General features: G+C 42.2%; 19 protein-coding genes. 13 read left to right on the forward strand and 6 right to left on the reverse strand.

Going from position 1 to position 17,457, the window contains the following annotated elements; translation table 11 throughout:
• Positions 1-2 precede the first annotated feature (2 nt).
• Entirely contained in the window at positions 3-617 is a 615-nt protein-coding gene (locus SOI84_RS03870; protein ID WP_320675099.1) for a tRNA-(ms[2]io[6]A)-hydroxylase, read from the forward strand.
• A gap of 191 nt (positions 618-808) precedes the next feature.
• Entirely contained in the window at positions 809-1,543 is a 735-nt protein-coding gene (gene cobI, locus SOI84_RS03875) for a precorrin-2 C(20)-methyltransferase (RefSeq protein ID WP_320675100.1), read from the forward strand.
• Here cobI and dusB read toward each other — a convergent pair.
• The gene (gene dusB, locus SOI84_RS03880) at positions 1,533-2,555 is read right to left on the reverse strand and encodes a tRNA dihydrouridine synthase DusB (RefSeq protein WP_320675101.1); all 1,023 of its coding nucleotides are present in this window, start codon (positions 2,553-2,555) and stop codon (positions 1,533-1,535) included. The two genes, cobI and dusB, sit on opposite strands and share 11 nt — an antisense overlap.
• 33 nt (positions 2,556-2,588) lie before the next feature.
• On the opposite strand from dusB, the gene SOI84_RS03885 reads away from it, so the two are divergent.
• The 7 genes from SOI84_RS03885 to proC all read left to right on the forward strand — a co-directional run bounded on the left by SOI84_RS03885 (position 2,589) and on the right by proC (position 7,963).
• Complete coding sequence (locus tag SOI84_RS03885) at positions 2,589-3,089, forward strand: DUF1823 family protein (RefSeq protein ID WP_320675102.1); 501 nt, start codon at positions 2,589-2,591, stop codon at positions 3,087-3,089.
• 84 nt (positions 3,090-3,173) lie between these two features.
• Positions 3,174-4,541, forward strand: a complete 1,368-nt coding sequence (gene der / locus SOI84_RS03890) for a ribosome biogenesis GTPase Der (RefSeq protein ID WP_320675103.1) — start codon at positions 3,174-3,176, stop codon at positions 4,539-4,541.
• Positions 4,542-4,545: 4 nt separating this feature from the next.
• The gene (locus SOI84_RS03895) at positions 4,546-5,460 is read left to right on the forward strand and encodes a CbiQ family ECF transporter T component (RefSeq protein ID WP_320675104.1); all 915 of its coding nucleotides are present in this window, start codon (positions 4,546-4,548) and stop codon (positions 5,458-5,460) included.
• A 17-nt stretch (positions 5,461-5,477) separates the two neighbouring features.
• A complete protein-coding gene (locus SOI84_RS03900) occupies positions 5,478-5,744 on the forward strand; it encodes a PipX family protein (protein WP_320675348.1) in 267 nt (88 codons plus the stop codon).
• A 10-nt stretch (positions 5,745-5,754) separates the two neighbouring features.
• Positions 5,755-6,393 (forward strand): YggS family pyridoxal phosphate-dependent enzyme, encoded by a 639-nt coding sequence (locus tag SOI84_RS03905; RefSeq protein WP_320675105.1) that lies wholly within the window; start codon positions 5,755-5,757, stop codon positions 6,391-6,393.
• A gap of 160 nt (positions 6,394-6,553) precedes the next feature.
• Entirely contained in the window at positions 6,554-7,117 is a 564-nt protein-coding gene (locus SOI84_RS03910; protein WP_320675106.1) for a cell division protein SepF, read from the forward strand.
• A 12-nt stretch (positions 7,118-7,129) separates the two neighbouring features.
• Positions 7,130-7,963 carry a pyrroline-5-carboxylate reductase gene (proC, locus tag SOI84_RS03915; protein ID WP_320675107.1) on the forward strand — a complete coding sequence of 278 codons (834 nt, stop codon included), beginning with the start codon at positions 7,130-7,132 and terminating at the stop codon, positions 7,961-7,963.
• Here proC and SOI84_RS03920 read toward each other — a convergent pair.
• From SOI84_RS03920 to hpf, 5 genes are read right to left on the reverse strand one after another with little or no spacing between them, the layout of a single operon-like run.
• Positions 7,952-9,130: a glycosyltransferase family 4 protein gene (locus tag SOI84_RS03920; protein ID WP_320675349.1), complete on the reverse strand. Its 1,179-nt coding sequence runs from the start codon at positions 9,128-9,130 to the stop codon at positions 7,952-7,954. The genes proC and SOI84_RS03920 overlap by 12 nt on opposite strands.
• A gap of 31 nt (positions 9,131-9,161) precedes the next feature.
• Complete coding sequence (locus SOI84_RS03925) at positions 9,162-10,547, reverse strand: MFS transporter (RefSeq protein WP_320675108.1); 1,386 nt, start codon at positions 10,545-10,547, stop codon at positions 9,162-9,164.
• 43 nt (positions 10,548-10,590) lie between these two features.
• Positions 10,591-11,376: a DNA repair protein RecO gene (gene recO, locus SOI84_RS03930; protein ID WP_320675109.1), complete on the reverse strand. Its 786-nt coding sequence runs from the start codon at positions 11,374-11,376 to the stop codon at positions 10,591-10,593.
• Position 11,377: 1 nt separating this feature from the next.
• Entirely contained in the window at positions 11,378-12,055 is a 678-nt protein-coding gene (locus SOI84_RS03935) for a 2-deoxyribose-5-phosphate aldolase (protein WP_320675110.1), read from the reverse strand.
• A gap of 11 nt (positions 12,056-12,066) precedes the next feature.
• On the reverse strand, positions 12,067-12,654 hold the full coding sequence (gene hpf / locus SOI84_RS03940; protein WP_320675111.1) for a ribosome hibernation-promoting factor, HPF/YfiA family: 588 nt from the start codon (positions 12,652-12,654) through the stop codon (positions 12,067-12,069).
• A gap of 12 nt (positions 12,655-12,666) precedes the next feature.
• On the opposite strand from hpf, the gene lipB reads away from it, so the two are divergent.
• The 4 genes from lipB to SOI84_RS03960 all read left to right on the forward strand — a co-directional run bounded on the left by lipB (position 12,667) and on the right by SOI84_RS03960 (position 17,455).
• On the forward strand, positions 12,667-13,398 hold the full coding sequence (gene lipB / locus SOI84_RS03945; protein WP_320675350.1) for a lipoyl(octanoyl) transferase LipB: 732 nt from the start codon (positions 12,667-12,669) through the stop codon (positions 13,396-13,398).
• A 60-nt stretch (positions 13,399-13,458) separates the two neighbouring features.
• Positions 13,459-15,414, forward strand: coding sequence for an AMP-binding protein (locus tag SOI84_RS03950; protein WP_320675112.1), 1,956 nt, complete (start codon positions 13,459-13,461; stop codon positions 15,412-15,414).
• 58 nt (positions 15,415-15,472) lie between these two features.
• Complete coding sequence (locus SOI84_RS03955) at positions 15,473-15,916, forward strand: YlqD family protein (protein WP_320675113.1); 444 nt, start codon at positions 15,473-15,475, stop codon at positions 15,914-15,916.
• Between the two features lie 168 nt (positions 15,917-16,084).
• Positions 16,085-17,455: a dihydrolipoamide acetyltransferase family protein gene (locus tag SOI84_RS03960; RefSeq protein ID WP_320675114.1), complete on the forward strand. Its 1,371-nt coding sequence runs from the start codon at positions 16,085-16,087 to the stop codon at positions 17,453-17,455.
• Positions 17,456-17,457 lie beyond the last annotated feature (2 nt).

Consider the following 17,457-nt stretch of genomic DNA (forward strand, 5'->3'; position numbering starts at 1 on the left):
TCATGCCATCAACAATTACTTTTGAGCGTGATCTCCCTGCAATTAAATGGTTAGCTGCTCCAAGTAGTAATGATTGGCTTTCACAGGCTATAAATAACCCTCTTGAAGTCCTTATCGATCATGCCCATTGCGAAAGGAAAGCTGCAGGAGCAGCACTTCAGCTTATGTTCAGGTACTTATGCGAGCCTGGCCTTGCCGAGGCTCTAACTCCTTTAGTCAAAGAAGAGCTGGATCATTTTGAGAAAGTTCTTGCTTTGATCAAAATGAAAGGGCGTTATCTAGAGCCTCTTCCAGCGCCTCCGTATGGAACACTTCTCTCCAAAGAGATTACGAAAGTTGAGCCTCAAAGGATGCTTGATAGCTTCCTAGTAGCAGGACTAATCGAAGCTCGCAGCCATGAGAGGATGCAATTGTTAGCAACTAATAGCCCAGACATGGAACTACGCAATTTATATGCTGAGTTAATGGTTAGCGAAGCTCGTCATTTTTCTCTTTATTGGGTACTAGCCAATGAGCGCTTTGAACAGAAAAAGGTTGAGTGTCGTATAAATGAACTTGCATTAATTGAAGCTTCAATCCTGTCCAAATTGCATCATCAACCCCGAATGCATAGTTGAGTTTAGCTGCTTTGAATATCCTATATCCTTTTCATAATTGATTTAAAAGCTATGCGCAAAATCCGTAATTCTAAGACTAAATCAACTCTCCTCATCCAAATCTAAAACCAACGAAAAGGTTAGATTCTGGTGAATAAATTATCTACAAGAAAGATTCGGAACTAAAATTTTAATTGACTGCTTTTTGAGTTTTGTCATTTATTGGCCTTACTTTTGTTGGGGTTGGACCAGGTGATCCATCCCTTTTAACTATTGCTTCAATTCAAGCAATCAAAGCTTCAACAATAATCGCTTATCCCGTATCTGAAGGGAATGTTGATGGTATTGCAGCAAACATAGCCTCCGATTGGTTTTCGGACACCCAAGTGAAACTTCCTCTTAAGTTTCCTATGGTATCTGAGCCAGAACCCCTTCTAAAGGCTTGGGGAATAGCAGCTGAAAAGCTCGCAAGTTTGGTAGAGAGAGGGGAGCAAGTAGTTTTTCTTTGTGAAGGTGATGTATCTCTTTTTGCTAGTAGTTCCTATCTCCTGAAATGCCTACAATCCTCTCACTCGGGCTGTCCAATAAGATTAATTCCTGGAGTGACATCTATATCGGCCGCAGCAGCACTTGGTGCTTACCCACTAGCCCTGCAAAATGATCAGCTCTTGGTTGTTCCTGCACCTGAAGATTCAGAAACTCTTGAGGCCCTTTTGGACGAAGCTGCCTCCAAAAGAAGAGTTTTGGTTATCATCAAATTAGGACATCGTTGGGCCTGGGTCAGACCGTTACTTAACAAGAAAGGTTTGTTAAACAAAACATTATTTGCAGAAAGAATTGGATTCACTGATGAAAAAGTCACCTCAGCAATTCATGTAGAAGAATCTCCAAGGCCCTACTTTTCTTTGCTTATAATTCGTCAATCATGGCCTGAAATCATGCCCTAGACCTTTTAAAACTTGAATTTTCATGCAACTCAAGATGTTTATCTAACAGATTCAAAGCTTCTATAGATGTTTTGGTACTAATTAATGCTCTGCGGAGATTATTGGCCCCAGGGAAATCAACACATGTCCAATTAATATGCTTACGGGCAACAAGCAAACCATGCTCTCCTTTAATCCTTAAGAGCCCTAATAGATGTTGTCTAAGAAGGCTAAGCCTTTCTTGTTTTTGTGGTGTTTGTATACAAGGTCTTCCTTTTAAAAAAGCATCAATTTGGCCTACTAACCATGGGGAACCCAAGCTTGCCCGCCCAATCATCACACCATCTGCTCCAGTCAAAGCAAGGCATTCCTTAGCGTCTTCTGGCGTATTGATATCCCCATTTGCAATCACTGGTATATCTAATACTTGCTTAACCTCTGCGATTGCGCCCCAATCTGCCTTGCCCGAAAAACCCTGCGCCCTTGTCCTTCCATGCATTGTCAACAGTTTTGCACCAGCTTCTTGCATTCGAATAGAAAAACCAATTGGGTCATATAAATAATGATTCCAGCCCAGTCGTGTTTTCACCGTTACAGGAATGCTTATTGCATCAGAAACTTCTTTAACGATTCTTGCAGCAAGGTCAGGATCCTTTAAAAGTCCACTGCCTCCACCTTTTCTAGCAACCTTCTTGACTGGGCAACCCATATTTATATCAACCAAAAATGCACCTAATTCTTCCGCCTTCCTAGCCGCTTCGACCATGGCTGATGGCCTGTAATCAAAAAGTTGTACGCCTACAGGTCCTTCTTCCTCCTCGAGTAGTTCTACCTTGCAAAGACCATGACCTAATTCCAGACCCTTTGCATTTACCATTTCAGTAAACAACAAAGCATCTGGAGCCCACTGCCTTACTAAGGCTCTAAAAACACAATCACTTACTCCTGAAAGAGGAGATTGCAAAACCCTAGATCTAATAATTCTTGAAGACCCTTGACCTTTGAGGGTTATATAATGTAAATCTTTTTCCATAAAATTCTTGTGCTAGATACATAACCTCTTGGGATGGCAAATCTAACCTTTCCAAAAGCACTCCAGCAGAATAAAAGGCCTTTCTGGCCCTTAAGCTATAGTCTTTTGAAAAACATTCTTGATGATCAAATCACTGATCGCTTCGTTGTAGAACTCGTTTGGGAAAGGCTTGGTTATGTTCCTGTAGATATATCATCGGGCATCTGGAAACCCAGTTCTTTTACTCCTCAGGATTGGTCATTAGCTTTTCCTGAAGCACCTGAATTAATTTCGCAAAGAAAAGCATCTATTCAATTAACAAGATCTATTCCCAGCCCATACAAGCAACTCTTAAAAGAAAAGTTGAAGTTTAATGGTTATCAAATTGGAGAGCTCTACCCAAGGCGAACCAGAAGAGCAACAGCTGTCAATTGGTTAATTGCTTGGACGGTTTCTTTAGGGAAAGAGCTAGCCGATGTCGGTCCAATACCAGCTCTTTTACCTGTTCCTGAAAATCCTCTTGAAGGCCATCCTGGTGATCCATCTATTGCTTAATTGCAATTAAGATAAAAAAACATCACGAAATTGGTTAATCTTAATTGTCTATGTAGGGTGAAAATGTTTAAGGGGAATAATTAAGTGGGGAGGCCAGTTTTAGCCATAATCGGTCGGCCTAACGTAGGAAAGTCGACTCTCGTTAATCGCCTTTGCCGTAGTCGTGAAGCCATAGTTCATGATGAGCCAGGTGTTACCAGGGACCGTACATACCAAGATGGGTTTTGGAAAGATCGTGAATTCAAGGTGATTGATACTGGAGGACTGGTCTTCAATGATGACAGTGAGTTTCTTCCAGAAATTCGCGAGCAAGCAAATTTGGCACTTGCCGAAGCTTCTGTCGCACTACTAATCGTCGATGGGCAACAAGGAATTACAGCCTCAGATGAGGCCATTGCTGAGTGGTTGCGAATTCAGCCATGCAAAATACTTTTAGGGGTAAACAAGTGTGAGTCTCCTGAACAAGGTCTTGCTATGGCTGCAGAATTTTGGCGCCTTGGGCTAGGAGAACCCTTCCCGATTTCAGCAATTCACGGGGCTGGAACAGGAGATTTGCTGGATCAAGTTTTAACTCTCTTTCCCCCCAAAGAACTAGAAGTCAGTGAGAAAGAACCTATTCAAATTGCAATTATTGGCAGACCCAATGTAGGAAAATCAAGCTTATTAAATGCAATATGTGGTGCACCTAGAGCCATAGTCAGCCCAACAAGAGGCACCACGAGGGACACAATAGATACAAGTTTAGAAAAAGAAGGACAATTATGGCGACTGATTGATACTGCGGGGATAAGACGGCGCAAAAGTGTTAGCTATGGCCCTGAATTCTTTGGAATCAATAGAACATTCAAAGCAATTGAACGAAGTGATATTTGTATTCTTGTTATTGATGCCTTAGATGGTGTAACGGAACAAGATCAACGCCTAGCAGGCAGAATAGAAGAATATGGACGTTCTTGCGTTGTCGTTGTCAACAAATGGGATGCAGTTGAAAAAGATAGTCATACCATGACATCATTTGAGAAAGAACTACGTGCAAAACTATATTTTCTCGATTGGGCAACAATGCTTTTTACCTCTGCCCTCACTGGTCAAAGAGTAGGTAGCATTTTTTCACTGGCAACCCTAGCCGTAGAACAACACCGAAGACGTGTTAGTACTTCTGTTGTCAATGAAGTTCTGAAAGAAGCTTTAAGTTGGCGTAATCCACCGACAACTCGAGGAGGTAGGCAAGGAAAACTTTATTATGGGACTCAGGTTGCAACTCAACCGCCAACCTTCTCATTATTTGTTAATGACCCAAAATTATTTGGTGAAACCTACCGAAGATATGTCGAGCGCCAAATACGTGAAGGCCTTGGGTTTGAAGGTACCCCTTTGAAATTATTCTGGCGGGGAAAGCAACAAAGACAGATCGAAAAAGATTTAGCCCGCCAAAAGAACCAATCAGACTAGATCTATGGACTGGTTAAGACAAGTTCCAATTGGGCAGTATGCAGCAGGCAGTTCAGGGTGGTTGAGATTATTAGACCCACGATTGAAATTTGCTTGGGTATTAATGTTTCTATTAACTCCAGTCCTTGCAGGACCCTCTTGGCGAGTTTCGCTAGTTATAGCTCTTTTTGTTCTAACTTTCATCAGTTCTATCCCTAGAAGAGTTTGGAGCAGATCTCTGTCTTTACTAATTCTACTAGCACTAATCTTTGGAGGGTTATCAATGTTTTTACCAACCGGCGATCAATCACCTTTACTAAATGCACGTTATCCCGAAGAGTTAGATGGCTTGAAATTAATCGGTCCTTCTTGGGAGCTTTTAAACATAGGGCCTTTGAGAGTTGGTGCAATTGTTATAGGACCTTTAATTGTTGTCCGCAGATCCGCAGAGTTGGGAGTGAACACTGCAACTTTGATTTTCACTGTCGTTCACAGCGTAAACCTAATGTTGCTAACCACTCCTCCAGAAGAACTCGTATGGGCTTTGAGCTGGTTCATGTCCCCCCTCGCATATATAAGGGCACCGGTTGATCGCATAAGTTTCCAGTTACTTTTAGCACTTCGGTTTCTCCCTTTGGTTCAGGAAGAATTACAAAACCTCCTGCGATCTTTAGCAATTCGAGCAGTTAATCTCAAAGAGCTTGGGTTCAAGGCTTCCGTAGGACTTCTTCTTTCAGTAGGAGAAAGACTTATTGCTAATATCCTTTTAAGAGCGGAGCAAGGTGCCGATGCGCTTTTAGTGCGAGGCGGTTATTGGCTTTCTCCAGAGCAATTCAGACCAGAACAACTGCTGAGAAAATCTTACCGGTGGCTAAATATTAGTTCAGGGATATTGCTTTTTCTGGTTTTGTTCTTAAGGAGGAAGTACGGTGCTTTTTGAATTCAGTCTTTTTAATAGTGACAGCTGAGCGATATTTAAACCATCCCAACTTTGGGATGCTTTATCTCGTTTCACCTGCTGGGGAAGGAAGGGATGTTTATGCAACTTTGTATGCCCAGAAGATGTTCTTCTTGGTAACGCTTCAGCCAAGAGGGTCTGATTTTGAAGTCATCCCTTATCAGGATGCCAGGCATTATGCAGAGATGAATTTATCTAGGTGTAAACGTGATAAACCCTCCGAATTTGATACTTGGCAAGAACTCTTCCATCAGACCTTTATATAATTAAGTTGATATGCTCCTGGAGAATTGGGAACAATTACGCAAACAACTCCCAGACGGAGTTAATTTGCTTGCAGTAAGCAAAGGGCATCCCTCAGAAAAAATCCGCTACCTTGCAGAATTGGGGCAGATTGATTTTGGGGAAAGTCGTTTACAAGAGGCTCTCCTCAAGTTCAATGCTCTAGGAGATCTAAAACAGATTAAATGGCATTTTATTGGGCGCTTACAATCAAATAAGGTAAGAGGAGTAGTGCAAAATTTCGATTTTATTCACTCTGTAGATAGCCAATTACTCGCCGAAAGAATCTCAAGAATAGCGGTTGAAGAAAACAGAACTATTCAGATTATGCTTCAGGTTAAACTTGCCAAAGATCCCACTAAAGGAGGTTTCAATCCGGAAAACCTCCAAAGGGTGATTCCAATGATTCACAGTCTCTCAAACATAAAAACAACTGGTCTTATGACCATGGCACCTATCAATTTTGGTAAGGAAGAGAGAAGAAATCTATTCGGCCAATGTCGATCCTTAGCAAATCAACTTGATTTAAAAGAATGTTCGATGGGTATGAGTTCAGATTGGGAAGAGGCTCTAAAAGCAGGAGCTACATGGCTACGACTTGGTTCTAGTGTGTTTGGTTACCGTCCAAAATAATTATTAAAAATTCCAATCTGTCATTAATGAGCTCTTTAAGTCTTGCCCGAGTCTCTTTGGAACGCTATTAGGGGTTAGGTATAGCAGTTTCTTTTTTAGAAGCTCTCCTAATTGCGGCAATTAGCCACACTTTCACTGTCAGCCTCAGAGGATCTTTAAGGTGTCGTTTATTTCTCGTCTTCGTTCCGTCGTCGCTGGTGACGACTATTTAGATAACGACTTTGATGATTTGGATTACGAAGGAAGCGATCACTATGACGAAGATCAAGGTCGACCCCCTTCATTCGGTGGGGAGCTTGCTCCATTAACAGACCCATCTCCTTTTGGCTTTTCAGGCTCAAAAGTTGTAGGGATGCCAGGAATTTCCTCAGCAACCTCGGAAGTGAATTTGATGGAGCCGAGGAGCTTTGATGAAATGCCTCGAGCAATCCAAGCACTGAGAGAACGTAAAACCGTAATTCTTAACCTCACAATGATGGAGCCAGATCAGGCACAAAGAGCAGTAGATTTTGTAGCAGGCGGAACATTTGCTATTGATGGGCATCAAGAGCGCGTTGGAGAAAGCATCTTTCTATTTGCCCCAAGCTGTGTAAATGTCACCAATTCAACTCATGATGACGTCTCATCTCCCACGACAGTTACAAGAGAGTCTGAGACTGTACCCACCGAATCCTCCGCAGCTCCACCACCTGCATGGGGAGAAGCAAAAGTTGCGAGTATTTAATCAAAGAGTCTCGTGGATTCCTCATTAGGTGTAGTAGGCCTGGGTCGAATGGCTCAGGCTCTTCTTTTGCCACTGATTAAGAGTGAAAGTATTCCAATTGGAAATATTTGTGCTGTTGTTAAAAGTGCTGCAAGTATTAAACGTATAAATGATCAATTTCCTAAAGGTTTTAAAGTATTTACTTCTGAAGATCAAAATGCGAAAGAAGTTTGGAAATCATCAATTGTTCTATTAGCAGTTAAACCTCAACAATTAAATGAAGTTATTACTTCTACTTCACTGAACCAATTGCTAAACCCAAATACCTTATTAATTTCTGTACTTGCTGGTGTCTCTCTTAAAAAGCTTCAAAAGTCATTTCCCAATCAATTATGTGTACGCGCTGTTCCCAATACACCAGCATTTGTAGGGGCTGGTTTGACTGGAATATCTTGGGGTAAAGGCGTCACTACTAAAGAACGTCTTTTAACCAAAGAGCTTTTTAGCCCCGTAAGTGAAGTTTTAGAGCTCCCTGAATCTCAACTTGATGCCTTCCTTGCTCTCACTTCATCAGGTCCTGCTTATATAGCTTTAATTTCCGAGGCCCTTGCTGATGGAGCCGTGGCAGCAGGATTACCAAGAGATTTAGCAAGCTACTTAGCACATAGAACCATTGGTGGTACCGCTGAACTCCTTAACCAAAAAGATCTTCATCCAGGTCAATTGAAAGATATGGTTACATCGCCTGCTGGAACAACAATCGCGGCATTGAGAGAATTAGAAAAAGCTGGCCTTAGATCTGCTCTTATCGAGGCAGTGATAGCTGCAACTGAAAGAAGCAAAGAGTTGTCTGCTCTAAGCAACTAGAGGTGTAGCACCAAGCAATTCACCATAGAGGCCTTCTAATGCATCAATATTTCTGGTTAGGGTATACCTCTCAAGAACTCTCCCTCTAGCTCTTCGACCTAATTCAGAAGTCAAAACAGGTTGATCCCTTAGTACCGGGAGCAATGTTCTTAATTGAGTCGTTACCCCTTGAGTGCTCAACACTATCCCAGCACCACCATCAAGGACTTCACCATCAGCCCCTGCATTAGTTGCCACACAAGCCGTACCTGTTGCCATAGCCTCAAGCAAAGCAAGAGAAAGACCTTCAACTAAACTCGGCAAAATGAAAACTTCTGCACATTGCAATAGGGCCACTTTGGTATCTAAATCAGATTCATAACCCCACCAAAGAACATCACAAAAGCTTGTTAAAGCTGAATTGCTCTCAAGAGTTGGACGAAGAGGTCCATCACCTACAACTACGAGTCGGCAACCTTTAGGCTCAACCAATCGCCATGCCCGCAAAAGTGCTTCAACATTCTTTTCAGTAGCAATTCGTCCCATATACAGAAAAACCCTTTCCCTCCCTAACTTCTCCCTAACTTCTCTTCTCATTGGACTAGTTCGCTGAGGCCCTGCTGGTGTCCACAATTCTGGATCTACACCATTTGGGATAACAGAAAGCCTGTGTTCTCTAACACCAAGTCTTGCAAGCAGATCTGCTTGTAGTTCCGAAAAGACAATGACTCTGTCATACCGAGCTAGTGCTGGTGCATAAAGCTGGTATGTGAGTTGTTGAGTACCCGCGGTAAGGTTTCGTATACCTGCATCAAAAGGTGGATGAAAAGTTGCTACCAAAGGGACTCCAAGCTGCTGACATAGTTCCGGAAGTCTGAAGTCAAGAGGAGAAAGAGTCAGGCTCGCGTGTACAAGGTCCGGCTGTAGGCGTTCAAGGGATTCTCTTAATTCTCTTTGAGCACCTGGTGAAGGAATTGTATAAACCTGAGACTTAACTAAATATGGAAGGCTTACATCTGGATCATTTGCAAGCAATGATGTTTCACTAATGCCAGGGCTTTTGGGATTGTCAAAATGAATAAAGCTGGTTTGATGCCCACGCTGCCTAAGGGCTTCAATCGTGCTGAGCCCATAGGTAACATTTCCACAAAATGGAGTTTTTTTTCCCAGCCAGGCGATATGCGCCACCTGCTGTCCTTCAACTAAGTCCCAATTTAAATTAACAACGTTGCCTCCATGGAAGTTCAAGGAATGCTGAGACAAGTGCAAGCATTGCCAACAACCAAAGAACAGGAGTTAATCCATATCGACTAACCATGGCCCCAGCAAGTACTAAAGGAAGACTCAATGAAATATTGATTAAATTATTTTGCAAGCCAAAAACCTTACCGCGCTGAGCTTCTGGAGTATCTTCCTGCAGGGTAGTTTGTGCAGGGATAGCAACCAGTGCTGCACCCACACCCAGAACACCACATAAAAGCAAGGTTGAGGAAAGTAATCCTTTAAGCTGGCCAAGAAGAATAAGACTAAATGTAATTGTTCCTAACCCGGTTGCAGAAAGTTTTCGACGATCAAAAGAATGACCTACTTGGGCAATTACCAATGCTCCAGCCGCCATCCCAATCGCACTAATGGCTAATAAAGTTCCAAAACGTGTTGGGCCAAGTTCTGGGATAAAAGAAGCCAAGCTTATGGCTAATACATATAAAGCAGCTAATAAGCTATAAAGCAATACAAGGTGCAGCATCGCATTTCTGATTGTGGTTTTTTTCCTAAGGATTTGAAGGCCTTCTCCAACTTCATCCCACAATTTTTCTTTGCCTGCTGAACGAGCAGACTCTTTTAATTTGATAGTACTGATACTAATTGCAGCAATTCCATAGCAAAACGGTAGAAGTATAAATTCGCCTCCAGAAATCCCAATTTTCAAGAAGACCTGATTTAGTAGACGCAAAATTGGGTCCCCTAAAGCAAAGCCGACAATGGTTGCTCCCATACTCGTTGCCTGATAAAGGGAGTTTGCAGCTAATAAATGTTTCTGAGGAACCAATAAAGGAATAGTTGCCTGCTCAGCAGGAGCAAAAAACTGTGTAAGTACCGATTCAAAAAAAGTCATTACTAACAGAGTCCAATAACCCCAACTAAGGCCTAAAAAATGTGGGCCAGGAAGGAGACAAAATGGTGCAAAAATGACTAACAGTGCTCGCATTCCATTTGAGGCAACCATTACTCTTCTTTTTGGCCAACGATCAGCCCAAACACCAGCAACTGTGCCTAAAATCATTGCCGGGAGAGTATTTGCGACATAAATCCCAGTTGCCAACAATGTGATCATTTGGGCACGGGTTTGCAAATCCATGCGTATAACAGCTGCGACTTCTGCAAGTGCATCATTTGTCTGAGGAGAAGTAGTCACCCAGTATTGGGCGATCAAATAAACCATCAAAACTATGTAGAACTTATCTGCAAGCTGAGAAAAAATTTGGCCAATCCAAAGCCTTCGAAACCCATCTAATTTAAGAACAGCCTGCAAGCCTCTATTTCCCTCAGGGTTCTTACCTGTAGGGAGTGCGGGTTCAGGATTATTGAGGTTTAGACCACTCAAGATTTTTTACCCCCAACCATGATCGCCCATAACGAATATTTAATTAGTTGATAATTGCCTCTCGCAACATCGCAAGAGAACGAATTTCCGTTGACAAATGACTTTTGATCCAACATTCGACAACTCCCAACAATCTCAGCCAGACATGCTTCGGTCCCATAAGACGTCCATTTTTACCCATAGGGAGTTCAGCTCTGACTAGCCTTTGCAAAAGAGCCAACTCAGATGGATTAAGCCTAAAAGCTGAGTTTTCATGAGCTCCAATAGCAAAACCTTCATTAGGGATGAGACTACATTCCCATGTCCAGTCACCCAATGGTGGATTCAAAAAATCGCCACTGCGGCAGCACTTTTGCAATGGCATAGCGTAGCCACCAAGGGAAAAAAGGTGTATACACCCCTGGGTAACACTTGCAATAATTAAGCATTGATCAGATTCTTTTCCCTTCCCAAAAGCTTCTAAACGTTCAAGATGCATTAAAACGGTACTTAACAAACCAGGAATAGGGTCATTTACCGTGACGAGACTTAGGCAGAGTTCAGCTAAAGCCTGTGCCGCAGCGAGTGTCTCTAACTTTTGACCAACCCCATTAAAACTATGTAGAACTTTTAGGTGCTTAACTCTTGCAAGTCCTTTAGGTGCATTAACGAAAAGATCTAAATAGGTTAATGGTGTAGCTGCCGCAAGTCTGCTTTTTGGTCGCCTTGCCCCTGGGACAGCAAGTCTTGTCAAACCTTCTTGATCACTCAAAATTGTCGCGAGGCGATCATGTTCGCCAAGTGGTCCAATCTTTAAGACAAGGCCTTGAATCTTTTTATCTAGGGTCACACTATTTATTACGCAGAAACTGCATAATCTCAGGACCTTTACTTGTCCCTACAAGAGTTGCACCTGCATGAAGAACCTCAAGGGTTTTCTCGAGCGTATGCATACCTCCTACTGCCTTTATTTGAGAACACTGACCTGTAATATTTACCAAATTTTTAATATCTTCTAATGTCACAATACGTCCAAATCCATTACCAGTTTGAAAACCAATCACCCCTGCTTCAAGGGAAGCTTGAACAGCAATTTTGAGATTGGGAGGCGATAAGTTTTGCATATCCAAAATTGTTCGTACTGGCAAACCTAAAGAGCAAATTTCAAAAAGCTCTTCCCCAAAACTATTAGTATCTCCCTTATTAAGGAAGTCAAAATTTGGAACCACTTCTAATTCTTCAGCCCCATGTTCTATCGCCCATTCAGCTTGAGCTAGCTTTAATAACTTAGGAATATCGCCAAAAGGAAATGAAATCACAGTAATGAGCTTCGTCTCACAAGTCTTCCCAAGTCTTTCTCGGGCGAGAGGCAGCCTATTGAGACTCGTGCACAATCCTCCAAAGCCAAGGTGTTTTGAAGCATCACAAATTTGATTAAAAATATCTTCCTCAAGGTGTGGATTTAACACCGCCTGATTCAGTAGGGGCGCCAAATCCGATCTAGCAAGTTCAGTGATCTTTTCTTGCATAGATGTTCAACTTATTCGCGAGCCTCTATAAGACCATATCCACCATGATTACGTTTATAAATCACCTGCAATTCACCACTACCCTCTTCACGAAAAAGATAAAAGTCATGGTCAATCAGGTCAAGCTGATGTCTAGCCTCTTCAACAGTCATTGGCAACATAGCAAAGTATTTTCTACGAATACCTGGTTGGGGGAGATTGACTTTCTTACCTTCTAAAAGAGAACCTTCTACCATAGTTTCACTTAATACAGCCTCTGTTGTAGGGGTTTCTGAGGCATTGTGCCCAGGGCTGTGGTGGTGATCAGTATTTCGATCTTTATATCTTCTCAATTGGCGACACAACTTGCTAGCCACAAGATCAATGCTTGCATAAAGGCTTTCACTTCGTTCTTGGGCTCTAATCACAATGCCATTAGCAAAAACAGTTACTTCTGCTGTTTGTTGTGGCACCCTTGGATTACGGGCCACTGACAAATGAATGTCTGCTTCTTGTACCATTCCTCCAAAATGGTGACAGGCTTTTTCTAGTTTTGCCTGGGTGTACTCACGAATGGCAGGAGTTATTTCGAGATTTCGACCATGGATCAGCAGCTTCATGGCATCCCTCCGGTGCCTATAGATAAAAGCAAGTTAGGAACAAGAACAGAATCAGCAAACCTTATTCCGACTTTTCTTTTTAAGCCGAAGAAATTTGTCGATTACGAAACAGCTCTAAAATGGCAGCAGAACTGGCAAAAACACTTATTTGAAGCTAAAAAAACAGCCCAGGCAATTTGGCTATTGGAGCATCCACTTTGTTACACAATGGGTAAAGGGTCCACTGAAAAAAATTTGCTTTTCGACCCACTAACTTCACAATGGCCTCTCTACAAAATAAATCGTGGTGGCGAAGTAACTTGTCATATGCCTGGACAATTAGTTGCATATCCCGTTTTAGACCTAAGAAAATATCAAACTGATTTGCATTGGTACTTGCGTAAACTCGAGGCAGTCTTAATTAACGTGCTTACAAATATGGGCTTGGTGGGGAAGAGGCGCAAAGGCTTGACAGGGGTATGGATAGAAGATCGAAAGGTCGCATCGATAGGAGTTAGTTGCCGTCGTTGGGTAACTCAACATGGACTAGCACTTAATGTCAATTGCGACATGGAGGCATTTAGAGCGGTTGTGCCATGTGGCCTGGTAAACCATCCCATGGGCAAAATAAATGATTGGATTCCTGGGATAACCGTTGAAGAAGTTAAACCTCTTTTGATGCAATCCTTTAAAAAGCACTTTCACTTGGACTGGAAGAAAATGGAGTCTTTAGAAAGCTCAGAAGAATTTTCTTCTTATTTTTAGACCATATGGAAAGAAACGTTTTTAAAGATGAAATTATTAAGAGGTCTGCATAGGGTCTTAATGCAAGCAAAGGAATCTAAATTGGCAAAATCGAGTTGGAAGAGGCATTGGAAAGAGAAAAAAGCTCTCTCTAGTCGTACTCATTTTGAGAGCATTGGCCGAGTAGACCAAATTTGGCCTTGGTTAGCAGCTCGCTATTGCGACTTAGTTGCAGTAGATGCACCACATGCTGCTCATCCAGAAAATTTTTCCTACTTTGAGCTCGCCGAAACAATAGGATTTGCAGCCTCAGCTTTTTATGGGTTAGGGACCAAAAAAGGGGACGTCATAGCCCTTTTTGCAGAAAACAGTCCTCGATGGTTAATTGCTGATCAAGCATTAATGCGACTAGATGCAGCAAATGCGGTACGAGGAGCTTCCGCTCCATTGGAAGAGCTTCGCTATATCCTCGAAGACTCAGGGTCAAGTGGTCTGATAGTACAAAGCGCAGAATTATGGAAGCAGCTTGCACTAACTAAAGAACAAAAAAGTAAACTTAAATTTGTCCTTCAATTAGAAGGCGAAGCGGAACTTGGAATAATGGGGTGGGGTGATTTTTTAGAAAGCGGAAAAGGGAAGAAAGCTATAGAAATAACCAATCAGAGAGGCATGGATTCGTCAAATTCGACTATGGCAACAATCCTCTATACCTCTGGGACGACAGGTCAACCTAAAGGGGTACCTCTCAAGCACTCAAACCTTATTCATCAAATCAAATCTCTAGCTTGCATAGCCCATCCTTTACCAGGTGCTCCTGTACTCAGTGTGTTGCCTATCTGGCACGCATATGAAAGGAGTGCAGAATATTATTTTTTTTCCTGTGGTTGTACACAGACTTATACAACTATTAAACACCTTAAGAATGACTTGGTAAAAATTAAACCAATAGTGATGGTTACGGTTCCCCGTCTCTGGGAAGCCGTGCAAATGGGGTTTGATGATGCAGTAAAAAAAATGCCTAAGCTAAGACAATTGGTTCTCAAAACAGCCTTAACCAACAGCAAAGCGCACACAAAATCATGGAGAACAACGCGTAATTTGCTTTTACAGCCAGTCAATCCCCTAAAAAGACTGTTTGCTTTTTGCGAATGCTCCTTTCGTTGGCCCTTCCATAGATTTGCATCAGGAATGATTTGGCCCAAAGTTTTAGCACAGTTGTGTGGAGGAAGATTACGGTTCCCTATCAATGGAGGCGGTGCAATAGCTCCACATGTTGATTCTTTTTTTGAATCATTGGGAGTCGAAATGCTTGTTGGGTATGGGCTTACAGAAACAAGTCCTGTTGTGAGTTGCCGTAGGCCTTGGCGAAATATTCGAGGTAGTTCTGGGCTGCCACTTCCAGGTACTCAATTCAAAATCGTTAACCCCGAAAATAAAACCCCTTTGAAGTTTCGAGAACGAGGCCTTGTATTGGTAAAAGGACCACAAGTAATGAATGGTTATCTCGGGAAGCCAGACGCAACAAAGAAGGTACTTGATAAGGACGGGTGGTTTAACACAGGCGATCTTGGGATGCTTTTACCTGATGGATCAATAGTTATAACGGGTCGAGCTAAGGACACAATCGTCCTTAGTAATGGAGAAAATATTGAACCTGGGCCACTTGAAGAGACCCTATTGAGCAGTCCCCTTGTTGAGCAAGTAATGCTTGTTGGACAAGACGAACGTCTTCTTGGGGCTTTAATTGTTCCTAATCTTGAAGAAATTAAACTATGGGCAACTCAAAAAGGCATTGCATTACCTAATGATTTTCCTGGCACTGCATCAGAGAAAGCTCTTCTCAAATCCCTTCGAGGGGATCTAAATCTTCTTTTAGCTAATCGAAGGGGAGCAAGGGTAGAAGAAAGACTTGTCGGGTTGGCTTTTGTTGAACCTTTTACTATCGAGAATGGCCTCCTAACACAGACTCTTAAACAACGTCGTGAAAGGATTTCTGAAAGGGATCAACTGGAAATAAAGGCGATTTATAGCCGATGAGCTATTTTGCGCAAGTTACTCTTCTTACTAAGAAGTTAAACTTTTATTCAATTTTTTCATGACTGAGGGGCACGTCCTGACTATTAAACGGTCAATTACCGTCAAAGCGGTAGTGACACCATCCTGGAAAGAAGAAGCCGAAAAAGAACTGAGCAATGCCATTTCAGCCTCTGATCAACAGCTGGCGCAATTAGAGCAAGAAGGTCAGCAATTTATCAATGAAGTCCGTAATCAAAGTGCAAACCCTTTAGACCCACGGGTTCAAGAACAAGTTGGACAAATTCAGCAACAAGTTGCTGCAAAGAGGTCAGAAATTGAAGAACAAAAAAGAAATTTGCTGCAACAACAGGTTCAAATTCGTGAATTGGAGATGGAGCAAATTGTTGAACAAGGTCAGATAGAGAGTCTGTGCGAACTAACAGTTGGAGAAAACCTAGTAAAAAAAATGCAAGTCTCCATAACCGTTCGTGATGGTGTAGTGGAATCTATTGATGAAAACTGAACAATCCCTATACCGTAATCAACGCATACTTCAAAAAGAAATTTGTTTGTGCTGCCGATAGAACTAAAATTGTGTTAATAGGGCTTTACTCTTCTGCTCATCTGCTTACATGGACTGAGGCAAAGGTGAAATCCTTTCTCTAAAGAACGGGCATCAAATCAACGAACTATGGCAACTCACGACATCTTCATGCCTGCTCTTAGCTCAACTATGACGGAAGGCAAAATCGTTGAATGGCTTAAGAAACCTGGAGAAAAAGTTGGACGAGGTGAATCTGTCTTGGTAGTTGAATCAGACAAAGCCGATATGGATGTTGAATCCTTTCAAGAAGGCTATCTTGCCGCAGTTTTGATGCCCGCAGGCAGTACTGCCCCTGTGGGTGAAACCATCGGATTAATTGTCGAAAGCGAGGATGAGATTGCTTCTGTCCAAGGGAAAGCACCTCAACCATCCATCTCAGACTCTCCACAACCAAAAGCAACTCCAGTCTCTACTCCTAAATCTGAATCAACTTCAGATTCGCAAACTGCTATTGACGAAAATGAAAAACTTGAAGATCAATCCAAAACTCTTCCTAGACAAGTACCTCAAGTAAAAAACACTGGAAGGATAGTAGCTTCACCTCGGGCTAAAAAGCTGGCCTCCCAAAAAGGCGTTGACCTTTCAACCATCCATGGGAGCGGACCTCATGGTCGTATTCAAGTAGAAGATGTTCAAAGAGCGACTGGACAGCCAATTAGCGTCCCATGGGTGGCAGAAAGCAATGCCCCTGCAACACTTCCAGAAGATCGAATAACTAAAAGCAATTCTCCTAAAGAAAGCAGTCCTTCCTCTAACTCTTTAAAAGGGAAAAGCTTTGGAACACCAGGGCAAGTAGTTGCTTTTAACACGCTGCAGCAGGCAGTAAATCGCAATATGGAAGCAAGTTTAGCCACCCCATGTTTTCACGTTGGTTATACAATTTCTACTGATTCCTTAGATACCCTTTATAAGGAAGTCAAACCCAATGGGGTTACAATGACTGCCCTATTGGCTAAAGCAATTGGATTAACCCTTGCAAGACATCCTCAAGTAAATGCTGCAAAGAATGAAGAAGGGATGTCATACCCAGATCAAATAAATGTCGCAGTGGCAGTAGCGATGGAAGACGGCGGATTGATTACACCTGTTCTACAAAATGTTGATAAAACAAACTTGATCGAGTTGTCCAAACAATGGTCGGATTTAGTAAAAAGATCTAGAGCTAAACAGCTTCAGCCTGAGGAATATTCAAGCGGAACCTTTACTTTATCCAACCTAGGAATGTTTGGAGTGGATCGTTTTGATGCAATTTTGCCTCCTGGTACAGGAGCGATTCTTGCAGTTGCAGCCTCTAGAGCAGTTGTTGTGGCAAATAAAAATGGATCAATTTCAGTAAAACGTCAGATGCAAGTAAATTTGACTGCTGATCACCGGGTGATTTATGGAGCGGATGGAGCAGCTTTCCTTAAAGATCTTGCCGATTTAATTGAAAATCGAACAGAATCAATACTCGCTTAATT

The sequence above is a fragment of the Prochlorococcus sp. MIT 1341 genome, from assembly GCF_034092415.1.
GTDB lineage: Bacteria > Cyanobacteriota > Cyanobacteriia > PCC-6307 > Cyanobiaceae > AG-363-P08.

Coding starts and splice junctions, on each gene's coding strand:
- SOI84_RS03870 (WP_320675099.1), top strand. CDS start 3: ATGCCATCAACAATTACTTTTGAGCGTGATCTCCCTGCAATTAAATGG.
- dusB (WP_320675101.1), bottom strand. CDS start 2,555: ATGGAAAAAGATTTACATTATATAACCCTCAAAGGTCAAGGGTCTTCA.
- SOI84_RS03885 (WP_320675102.1), top strand. CDS start 2,589: ATGGCAAATCTAACCTTTCCAAAAGCACTCCAGCAGAATAAAAGGCCT.
- SOI84_RS03895 (WP_320675104.1), top strand. CDS start 4,546: ATGGACTGGTTAAGACAAGTTCCAATTGGGCAGTATGCAGCAGGCAGT.
- SOI84_RS03905 (WP_320675105.1), top strand. CDS start 5,755: ATGCTCCTGGAGAATTGGGAACAATTACGCAAACAACTCCCAGACGGA.
- SOI84_RS03935 (WP_320675110.1), bottom strand. CDS start 12,055: ATGCAAGAAAAGATCACTGAACTTGCTAGATCGGATTTGGCGCCCCTA.
- hpf (WP_320675111.1), bottom strand. CDS start 12,654: ATGAAGCTGCTGATCCATGGTCGAAATCTCGAAATAACTCCTGCCATT.
- SOI84_RS03950 (WP_320675112.1), top strand. CDS start 13,459: ATGCAAGCAAAGGAATCTAAATTGGCAAAATCGAGTTGGAAGAGGCAT.
- SOI84_RS03955 (WP_320675113.1), top strand. CDS start 15,473: ATGACTGAGGGGCACGTCCTGACTATTAAACGGTCAATTACCGTCAAA.
- SOI84_RS03960 (WP_320675114.1), top strand. CDS start 16,085: ATGGCAACTCACGACATCTTCATGCCTGCTCTTAGCTCAACTATGACG.